General features: G+C 63.5%; 6 protein-coding genes. All 6 read right to left on the bottom strand.

Translation table 11 applies throughout. From position 1 onward, the window contains the following. Positions 1-467: 467 nt before the first annotated feature. Positions 468-1,076: a protein-methionine-sulfoxide reductase heme-binding subunit MsrQ gene (gene msrQ / locus CHC02_RS04360; RefSeq protein WP_089390289.1), complete on the bottom strand. Its 609-nt coding sequence runs from the start codon at positions 1,074-1,076 to the stop codon at positions 468-470. A gap of 5 nt (positions 1,077-1,081) precedes the next feature. Further along, entirely contained in the window at positions 1,082-2,095 is a 1,014-nt protein-coding gene (msrP, locus tag CHC02_RS04355) for a protein-methionine-sulfoxide reductase catalytic subunit MsrP (protein ID WP_089390278.1), read from the bottom strand. A gap of 62 nt (positions 2,096-2,157) precedes the next feature. Then, positions 2,158-2,976 carry a CDP-diacylglycerol--serine O-phosphatidyltransferase gene (gene pssA / locus CHC02_RS04350; RefSeq protein WP_089390277.1) on the bottom strand — a complete coding sequence of 273 codons (819 nt, stop codon included), beginning with the start codon at positions 2,974-2,976 and terminating at the stop codon, positions 2,158-2,160. Positions 2,977-3,116: 140 nt separating this feature from the next. Then, positions 3,117-4,133, bottom strand: coding sequence for a ketol-acid reductoisomerase (ilvC, locus tag CHC02_RS04345; RefSeq protein WP_089390276.1), 1,017 nt, complete (start codon positions 4,131-4,133; stop codon positions 3,117-3,119). Between the two features lie 47 nt (positions 4,134-4,180). Beyond that, positions 4,181-4,672, bottom strand: coding sequence for an acetolactate synthase small subunit (ilvN, locus tag CHC02_RS04340; RefSeq protein WP_009612939.1), 492 nt, complete (start codon positions 4,670-4,672; stop codon positions 4,181-4,183). 2 nt (positions 4,673-4,674) lie between these two features. Beyond that, the gene (locus CHC02_RS04335) at positions 4,675-6,405 is read right to left on the bottom strand and encodes an acetolactate synthase 3 large subunit (protein ID WP_089390275.1); all 1,731 of its coding nucleotides are present in this window, start codon (positions 6,403-6,405) and stop codon (positions 4,675-4,677) included. Positions 6,406-6,463 lie beyond the last annotated feature (58 nt).

Raw genomic sequence — 6,463 nt, 5'->3', positions numbered from 1 at the left:
GTGTTACTTGTGATGCTGATAATCTTGCGATCACCAGTCTTAGCTCACAAGCACCCACACGAATTGCTTGATTCAACTTGTTAAAGAGCAGTTGGTTGATTCTTTCGTCTCAACCGAGGCCGCGCATTCTACGCCAACCTCTTATTCCGTCAAGCGTTATTTTCAGAATTTTTCGTTCCTACTCAACCGCTTGCGCTTTCGATCGGCCGAAGCTTCTCGTCAGCGGGAGGCGAATTCTACAGCGTTCAAATTCGCTGTCAAGCACCCCGGCGATCTTCCTTTTCGGCCCGCTGCCGGAGCAGTTGTCGAACCCAAAGGCGGCAAGTGAATCACCCGCCTGACCACCACCCCCAACTTCTAGCCTACTTAAGTGCTTGATTTTCAAGCTCTTTCAGCGCTTCGTCGCTGGGAGTGGTGCGCATTATAGGGACTTCAGAAGGCCCGTCAACACTTTTCTGAAAGAATCTTCAGCGCGATGCGAAACGGGCTCGCAGCGCCGGCAGTTGCCGCGCCACCGGCGGCAGGCGCAGCAACAGCAGGAATACGCCCACGGCGGCATACAACGACCAGCGCTCGAGGTCCGAACGCACGACCCACAGCATATGCAGCAGGCCAAGGGCGAGGATGAGATAGACCAGCCGGTGCAGTTTCTTCCAGCCGCTGCCCAGTTTGCGCATGCTGTATTTGTTGGAAGTCAGCGCCAGGGGCAGCAGGCAGAGAAGACCCAGGGTGCCGACGATGATGTAGGGCCGCTTGCGCAATTCGACGCCCAGCTGCGCCCAGTCCAGGCCGAGGATGAACACGCAATAGGCGCACAGGTGCAGGCATATATAGGTGAAGCACCACAGGCCGAGCTGCCGGCGCACCAGGATCCAGCCGTTCCAGCGCGTCAGCTTCTGCAGCGGGGTCATGGCCAGGGTCAGCAGCAACAGGACCAGGCCGCCCTGCCCCAGGTTGTCCACCAGCGCCTTGCCCGGGTCCGGCCCCAGGGCGAAGGCCCAGGCCTGGTAGAGCCAGTAGAGCGGCAGCGACAGCGCCAGCAGGAATACGCTGGCGCGCCACACGGGATTGCGCATCTGCATCAGTAGTTCTTCCTCAGGTCCATCCCCGCGTACAGCGAGGCCACTTCGTCGGCGTAGCCGTTGAACATGAGGGTGGGACGAACGTTGGGGCTGAATAGTCCACTGGGCAGGCGCCGCTCGCGGGCCTGGCTCCAGCGCGGGTGGTCCACCGTCGGGTTGACGTTGGCGTAGAAGCCATACTCGTCGGGCGCCAGGCTTTCCCAGGTGGTCTTCGGCTGCTCGGCGACGAAGCTGATGCGGATGATCGACTTGGCGCCCTTGAAGCCGTACTTCCAGGGCACGATCAGGCGCAGCGGCGCGCCGTTCTGGTTGGCCAGGACGCGGCCATACATGCCCACGACCAGAATCGCCAGGGGGTGCATGGCCTCATCCATCCGCAACCCTTCCACGTAGGGCCAGTCGATCAGGGCGAAGTTGGATTGCACGCCGGGCATGCGCTCGCGGTCGACCAGGGTCTCGAAGCGCAGGTACCTGGCATTGCCCGTCGGCTCGACGCGCTTGATCAGCTCCGACAGCGGGAAGCCGATCCAGGGGATGACCATGGACCAGGCCTCCACGCAGCGCAGGCGATAGATGCGCTCTTCCAGGCGGTAGGGCTTGATGAAGTCCTCGAGGGCGTACTTGCCGGGCTTCGCCACCTCGCCATCGATCACCACCGACCAGGGTTCGGTCTTCAGCGCGCCGGCGTTGGCGGCCGGGTCGCCCTTGTCCGGGCCGAACTCATAGAAGTTGTTGTAGGTGGTCGCATCCTTGAAGGGGGTGATGCTCTCCCCCTGCACGGTGACGGCATCCCATTTGGTCGAGGGGAGCTTTTCGCTGAACCAGCCCGGCGTGCTGGCCGCGGCCTCGACATCGGCATAGCGGGAAGGCTCGGCCAACCCCATGGCCGGCAGGCCGGCAAGGGCGGCACCTGCCGCGCTGGCGGCGAGGAAACGGCGGCGGGAAAGGTAGAGGGCTTCGGGAGTGACTTCCGATTCGTGGCAATCGGAGGGTCGGGCAATACGGATCAGCATGGCGGGCTCCGCAACGACTGGCTGTGTGCGCCAATAGACTGCGGAGCCCGGGGGAAATTACATCAGCTCGGGCGACGACGGCGGCGCAGTTGCAACAAGTATTGCACCGGACCGGACGCGGCATAAGCGAGGAACAGCAGCAGCAGGATGCGCGGCGGGTCGGTGAAGACCACGGCGAAGGCCAGCACCACCACCAGGATCGCCACGAAGGGCACGCGGCCACGCAGGTCGAGGTCCTTGAAGCTGTGGTACTTGATGTTGCTGACCATCAGCATGCCGGCGGCGGCGACCATCAGCGCGACCAGCAGGGAGACCTTGGCGCCCTGGATCTCGAAGTCGGCGAAAGCCCACACGGTGCCGGCCACCAGGGCGGCGGCGGCCGGGCTGGCCAGGCCGATGAAGTAGCGCTTGTCGGCCTTGCCCACCTGGGTGTTGAAGCGCGCCAGGCGCAGCGCGGCACCGGCCACGTAGATGAAGGCGACCATCCAGCCGACCTTGCCCAGGCTGCTCAGCGCCCATTCGAAGGCGACCAGCGCCGGGGCCACGCCGAAGGCGACCATGTCCGACAGCGAGTCGTACTCGGCGCCGAACGCGCTCTGGGTGTTGGTCAGGCGCGCGACGCGACCGTCCAGGCCATCCAGGACCATGGCGACGAAGATGGCGATGGCGGCATTGGAGAAGTCGCCGCTCATGGCGTTGATGATGGCGTACAGGCCGGTGAACAGCGCCGCGGTGGTGAACAGGTTGGGCAGCAGGTAGATGCCGCGGTGGCGGACCTTGCGGCCGTCGGCGTCGTGCCCTTCCTCAACGTGCTCGTCGATGGGCAGCAGGCTTTCGGTTTCTTCGGAGGCCTTGTTCGGCTCCTCGGGACCTTCACTCATGGAGACTTCCTTAGGGAACTCAGCGGAATACGATCGAGCGCGGGGCACGGACGCCCGGGCGCACAGGCTTTATACCAGAACCCTGCGCAAGAACGAAAAAACGCGGCCGGAGCCGCGTTTCCTCGAGTGTCGGAAAGCCCTTAGTTCTTGGACTTGTCGACGATCTTGTTGGCGGCGATCCAGGGCATCATGGCGCGCAGCTGCTCGCCGATGACTTCGATGCCATGGGCCGCGTTGTTGCGGCGGTAGGCGGTCATCGACGGGTAGTTGGTGGCGCCTTCGCTGATGAACATCTTGGCGTATTCGCCGTTCTGGATGCGCTTGAGGGCATTGCGCATGGCAGCGCGGGATTCGGCGTTGATGACTTCCGGGCCGGTCACGTACTCGCCGTACTCGGCGTTGTTGGAGATCGAGTAGTTCATGTTGGCGATGCCGCCTTCGTACATGAGGTCGACGATCAGCTTCAGTTCGTGCAGGCACTCGAAGTAGGCCATTTCCGGCGCGTAGCCGGCTTCGACCAGGGTTTCGAAACCGGCCTTGACCAGCTCGACGCAACCGCCGCACAGAACGGCCTGCTCGCCGAACAGGTCGGTTTCGGTCTCGTCCTTGAAGGTGGTTTCGATGATGCCGGTACGGCCGCCGCCGACGCCGCAGGCGTAGGACAGGGCGACGTTCTTGGCGTTGCCGGAAGCGTCCTGGTAGATGGCGATCAGGTCAGGGATGCCGCCGCCCTTGACGAACTCGGAGCGCACGGTGTGGCCCGGGGCCTTCGGCGCGATCATGATCACGTCGAGGTCGGCACGCGGTACGACCTGGTTGTAGTGGATGGAGAAACCGTGGGCGAAGGCCAGGGTGGCACCCTTCTTCAGGTTCGGCTCGACCTCTTCCTTGTACAGGCGGCCCTGGAACTCGTCCGGGGTCAGGATCATGACCAGGTCGGCGGCAGCGACGGCGCTGGCCACGTCGGCCACTTTCAGGCCGTGGTTCTGCGCCTTGACGGCGGACGGCGAGCCCGAACGCAGGCCGACGGTGACGTCGACGCCGGAGTCCTTCAGGTTGCAGGCATGGGCATGGCCCTGGGAACCGTAACCGATGATGGCAACTTTCTTGCCCTGGATGATGGAGAGGTCACAGTCTTTATCGTAGAAAACGCGCATTTGGGTAATTCCCCTGGTCTAGTGGCCTCGTGGGCCGTCTTTCAAATTCAGATGCTGAGAGTCTTGTCGCCACGGGCGATGCCGGTCACCCCGGTCCGCACCGTCTCGATGATCGCAGCGGTGCCGATGGCCTGGATGAAGCTGTCGAGCTTGTCGCTGGTGCCGGCCAGTTGCACGGTGTAGACGCTGCTGGTGACGTCGACGATCTGCCCGCGGAAGATGTCGGTGGTGCGCTTGACCTCGGCGCGCTGGGCGCCGGTGGCCTTGATCTTCACCAGCATCAGCTCGCGCTCGATGTGGGCGCTTTCCGACAGGTTCACCAGCTTCACCACCTCGATCAGCTTGTTGAGGTTCTTGGTGATCTGCTCGATGACTTCGTCATGGCCGGCCGTGGTCAGGGTGAGGCGCGACAGGGTCGGGTCCTCGGTCGGCGCCACGGTCAGGGTCTCGATGTTGTAGTTGCGCTGGGAGAACAGGCCGACCACGCGGGACAGCGCGCCGGGTTCGTTTTCCAGCAGCAGGGAAATGATGTGTCGCATGATCAGGTACGCTCCGTCTTGCTCAGCCACATGTCGCGCATCGCACCGCCGCGGATCTGCATCGGGTAGACGTGCTCGCTGGTGTCGACCTGGATGTCGAGGAAGACCAGGCGGTTCTTCATGGCGAACGCCTCTTCCATCTTCGGCTTCAGGTCCTTGAGGTCGGTGATGCGCATACCGACGTGGCCATAGGCCTCGGCCAGCTTGACGAAGTCCGGCAGGGATTCCATGTAGGAGTGCGAGTAGCGGCTGTTGTACTGCATGTCCTGCCATTGGCGGACCATGCCCAGCGCACCGTTGTTCAGGTTGACGATCTTCACCGGCAGGTCGTACTGCAGGCAGGTCGACAGCTCCTGGATGTTCATCTGGATGCTGCCTTCGCCGGTCACGCAGGCCACGTCGGCCTCCGGGAAGTTCAGCTTCACGCCCATGGCCGCGGGGAAACCGAAGCCCATGGTGCCCAGGCCACCGGAGTTGATCCAGCGGTTGGGCTTGTTGAAGCGGTAGTACTGGGCGGCGAACATCTGGTGCTGGCCCACGTCGGAGGCCACGAAGGCGTCGCCGCCGGTGACTTCCCAGAGGGTCTCGATGACGCTCTGCGGCTTGATGATGCTGCCGTCGCCCTTGTCGTAGGGGAACAGGCCGCGGTTGCCGCGCCACTCGTCGATCTGCTTCCACCAGGCGGCCAGGGCCTCCTTGTTCGGGGTCTCGCCGATTTCCTTGAGGATGGTGGCCATCTCGGCCAGCACGCTGTCCACCGGGCCGACGATCGGGATGTCGGCCTTGACGGTCTTGGAGATCGAGGCCGGGTCGATGTCGACGTGGATGATCTTGGCGTTCGGGCAGAACTTGGCGGCGGTCTCGCCGTTGATGACGCGATCATCGAAGCGCGCGCCGACGGCGAAGATCACGTCCGCGTGGTGCATCGCCAGGTTGGCGGTGTAGCTGCCGTGCATGCCGAGCATGCCGACGAACTGGCGGTCGTTGCCGGGGAAGCCGCCCAGGCCCATCAGGGTGTTGGTCACCGGGACGTTGAGCAGGTGCGCCACTTCCGTCAGCGGCTCGGAAGCGTTGCCCATGATGACGCCGCCACCGGAATAGATGATCGGGCGCTTGGCGGCCAGCAGCAGCTCGGCGGCCTTGCGGATCTGGCCGGAGTGGCCACGGACCGCGGGGCTGTAGGAGCGCAGCTTGACCTTCTTCGGGTACGCGTACTCGAACTTCTGGGTCGGGTCGCCCATGTCCTTCGGAATGTCGATCACCACCGGGCCCGGACGGCCGGACTGGGCGATGTAGAAGGCCTTCTTGATGACCTCGGGGATTTCCGAAGGGTGCTTGATGATGAAGCTGTGCTTCACGATCGGCCGGGAAATGCCGACCATGTCGGTTTCCTGGAAGGCGTCGGTGCCGACCATGTTGCTCGACACCTGGCCGGAGATCACCACCATCGGGATGGAATCCATGTAGGCGGTGGCGATGCCGGTGATGGCGTTGGTCGCGCCGGGGCCGGAGGTCACCAGGACCACGCCGGGCTTGCCGGTGGCGCGCGCGTAGCCATCGGCCATGTGGGTGGCGGCCTGCTCGTGACGGACCAGGATGTGGGTCACGTCGTTCTCTTTGAAGAGAGCGTCGTAGATGTGCAGGAGGGCACCGCCCGGGTACCCGTAGATGTACTTAACGCCTTCGTCACGCAACGAGCGGACGACCATTTCAGCGCCGGATAAAAGCTCCACGTTGTCACCTCTAGAACGCTAAACGATCTCCCAGGGGCGGGGGACCGAAACTTGGTTG

The organism is Pseudomonas delhiensis (assembly GCF_900187975.1).
Lineage (GTDB): Bacteria > Pseudomonadota > Gammaproteobacteria > Pseudomonadales > Pseudomonadaceae > Pseudomonas > Pseudomonas delhiensis.
Note: the sequence above shows the minus strand (reverse complement) of the source record. Positions and strands in the feature narration are given on the sequence as shown.